Raw genomic sequence first — 2,671 nt, forward strand, 5'->3', positions numbered from 1 at the left:
CCCTGGCCTGGCCACCCCACGCCACGGCGGACCGGGCCGGGTGGCGGGTCACGGGTTTCCTCGGCACCGGGTACGCCGGTGCCGGTGCCGGTGGCGCAGCTGCGCCGGTGGTGGTGGCGCCAGCCGCCTGCCGGGACACCCAGTCCGCGATCGACAGGGCGCCCTTGGACCGGCCGCACGGGGTGCAGGCCGGGATCAGGTTGAACCGGCTGTTGCTCCCCCCGGCCGCCCGCGGCACCAGGTGGTCAAGGTGGTCGGCGGTAGCGGTCAGGCAGTAGCCACAGCGGCCCCCGAACGCGGCGAACAGGTACCGGCGGGTCGCCGGATTGGCCACGCTCACCGGACCGGTCCCGCCGGGGGCCGGCCGGGGGCGAACCGGGCGCCGAAGACGTCGCCGAGCAGATCGGCGTAGAACACCGACAGGCCGGTGTGGCCGTTGCGCCACCGGGACACGGTGCGCTTGAGATGCTCGTCGTCGGGCAGCCGGGTGCCGCGGTCGTCGGCGGCACGGCGCAGCGCGAGCATCAGCCGGCCGTTGCTCCACCCGCGGTCGGCGCACAGCCGGCGGACGTCGGCGACGGTCAGGGCCGGCTCCCACCCGCCGGCCGGCGACGTCTCCGCCGGGATCTCCGCGGGGGCGCCGGTGAGGACCAGGTCGTGCAGGCGGAGGGTTTCCGCGGCCAGCCAGCGCAACGCGGCGGCGATGTCCCCTACCGGATAGCCGGCCGGCGCACCCGCCGGGACAGCCCCGGCAGGCGGCGTGGGGCGGGTGAGCGTCGGGGCGGTCATCGGGCACCCGCCGCGGCACGCTCGGCGGTCAGCATCGCCGCGACCGCCTGGCGGGAGAACGCCCAGCCGGCGGCCTCGTCGGCGTCCCACCCGGCCGTGCCGGCCCGCTCGACGAACCGTTGCGCGGCGTCGATGCCGCGGAACCCGATGAACAAGTCGATCTGGTGGCGGACCTGCGCCGGGGTCGACAGCTCCTCGTCGGTCGCGCCGCAGTACGCCACGGCCGCCACCATCAGCTCAAACGACAGCGGGACAACCGGCCGGGCGTAGGACACCGTCGGCCCGTAGGAGGTCTCGTCGTAGTCCGGCGACCCGCACAGGACGCACGGAACACCACCGCAGCCGGCGGCGGTGAGGCTGTCCCTGATCGACAGCGTGGACGTATCCTTGACCAGCATCTTCCGTTCCTCTCGTGGGGGAGCCCGATGCACCCGGCCCGGATGGGGATGCCACCCCGTCCGGGCTTTTTCGTCCCCTGCCGGCCTGTCTCAGGTCTGCGGAGGACTGATACGTCCCATAGACTGGGGACTAAAGCGTCCGTTGTCAAGGACTGAGAAGTCCCCAACGATGGGAGGGTGCAGATGGCTGAAGTGATCCGCCAGCGACGGGCCGAGTTGGGGATCTCGCAAGTCGACCTGGCGAAGGCGGCCGGCGTCGACAAGCGGCAGATCCGCCGGTACGAAGCCGGCGAGCAGCAACCCGTGCTGTCCGTCGCGGTCGCCATTGCGAAAGCGCTGGGCATCTCGGTGGCCGAGTTGGCAGGTGAGCACGGGCAGCGTGTTGACCTCACCGGTACGTGGTGGTCCTCCTGGCAGACGTTCATGGATGGCGAAGAAGTGATCACCTGTCAGGAGGCGCGGTTTCGTCAGCAGGGCGACCGCATCGAGGTCGACGCGCTGAGCCGAGGAAACGTCACCCTTGAGGAGGGCGGGTACCTCTGGCGCGGAGAACTGCGCATTTGGGACAACGAAGTCCTCATGGGGTGGTACGCCGCTGACGACGGTGCTGTCCGCTCGAAAGGCACGATGTACTTCGTGCTGCACCCCCATGGCGTCCACATGGTCGGACGGTGGGTCGGACTCAGCTACGACGGAAAGATCATCACTGGTTGGGGTGCGATGGCGCGCAGCGACGAAGAGGCACGCGCCCTCATCGCGGGCCTCAAGGACGGCAGCGCGGTCCCAGCGTGAGCGACCACAAGGTGTCCGAGGTCGTCATCACTGCTGCGGACCCGGACTGGTTGGCGGGCTTCGTTCGTCGCCTCATCAGCGATCGTCTGTGCTCCGCAGGGCACATCACGCCTATACGGTCGCTGTACCGATGGCGCGGCCAGCTCCACGACACCACCGAGGTGAAGGCGACACTCCACACGCGTGCGAGCCTGGTACCTGCGATCATCCAGCGAACTCGTCAGGAACATCCGTACGAAGTACCCTGCGTGGTCGCGACACCAATTGCGGACGCAAATCCGGACTACATCGATTGGATCATTTCCGAGACCGCCTCGGATGATCTTGGCTAGCTGGTGGTTTTATGGCCCGTCATGGTCGCAGTTGGGCCAGCTCTGCCAGGATTCCCATGGTGGCCCGACTGGCACAACTGGCCCAACTGAGCCGTACGTCGTTACGGTAAGTGAATCCCCTTGTTGAGATGCCCCCCGCCGGAAGTCCCCACCGGGACGCGCCGTATTTCCGGCCCGGGGCGGGGGCATCTCATCTCCGTTACCATGTCCGCACGCTTCGCCACGTCGTGCCCGGGGGGTGAGGCGTGGAGGCAGAGGCGTGGATAGGCGACCCGGTGGGGCAACAGTCGGTAACTGATCGGGCGGTCGGTAGGCAGGGAGAGAGGCGCGAGGGTGGCTGCGGGGAGCGTGTTTCCGGGG

General features: G+C 69.4%; 5 protein-coding genes. 2 read left to right on the plus strand and 3 right to left on the minus strand.

Annotated features, from left to right (window positions below; all coding sequences use genetic code 11):
* The 3 genes from CM1CMNOD_RS04235 to CM1CMNOD_RS04245 form a co-directional block, all read right to left on the minus strand.
* The coding region (locus tag CM1CMNOD_RS04235; protein ID WP_131773842.1) for an HNH endonuclease at positions 1-340 on the minus strand (340 nt) is incomplete at its 3' end.
* A complete protein-coding gene (locus CM1CMNOD_RS04240; protein WP_013872427.1) occupies positions 337-789 on the minus strand; it encodes a hypothetical protein in 453 nt (150 codons plus the stop codon). The genes CM1CMNOD_RS04235 and CM1CMNOD_RS04240, both read right to left, overlap by 4 nt.
* Positions 786-1,187 (minus strand): hypothetical protein, encoded by a 402-nt coding sequence (locus CM1CMNOD_RS04245; protein WP_013872428.1) that lies wholly within the window; start codon positions 1,185-1,187, stop codon positions 786-788. The genes CM1CMNOD_RS04240 and CM1CMNOD_RS04245 overlap by 4 nt, the downstream gene beginning before the upstream one ends.
* Before the next feature lie 183 nt (positions 1,188-1,370).
* On the opposite strand from CM1CMNOD_RS04245, the gene CM1CMNOD_RS04250 reads away from it, so the two are divergent.
* A complete protein-coding gene (locus CM1CMNOD_RS04250; RefSeq protein WP_013872429.1) occupies positions 1,371-1,979 on the plus strand; it encodes a helix-turn-helix transcriptional regulator in 609 nt (202 codons plus the stop codon).
* The gene (gene cutA, locus CM1CMNOD_RS04255) at positions 1,976-2,311 is read left to right on the plus strand and encodes a divalent-cation tolerance protein CutA (protein ID WP_043602961.1); all 336 of its coding nucleotides are present in this window, start codon (positions 1,976-1,978) and stop codon (positions 2,309-2,311) included. Before CM1CMNOD_RS04250 ends, cutA begins: the two co-directional genes overlap by 4 nt.
* Positions 2,312-2,671 lie beyond the last annotated feature (360 nt).

The sequence above is a fragment of the Protofrankia symbiont of Coriaria myrtifolia genome, assembly GCF_900634755.1.
Taxonomy (GTDB): domain Bacteria; phylum Actinomycetota; class Actinomycetes; order Frankiales; family Frankiaceae; genus Protofrankia; species Protofrankia coriariae.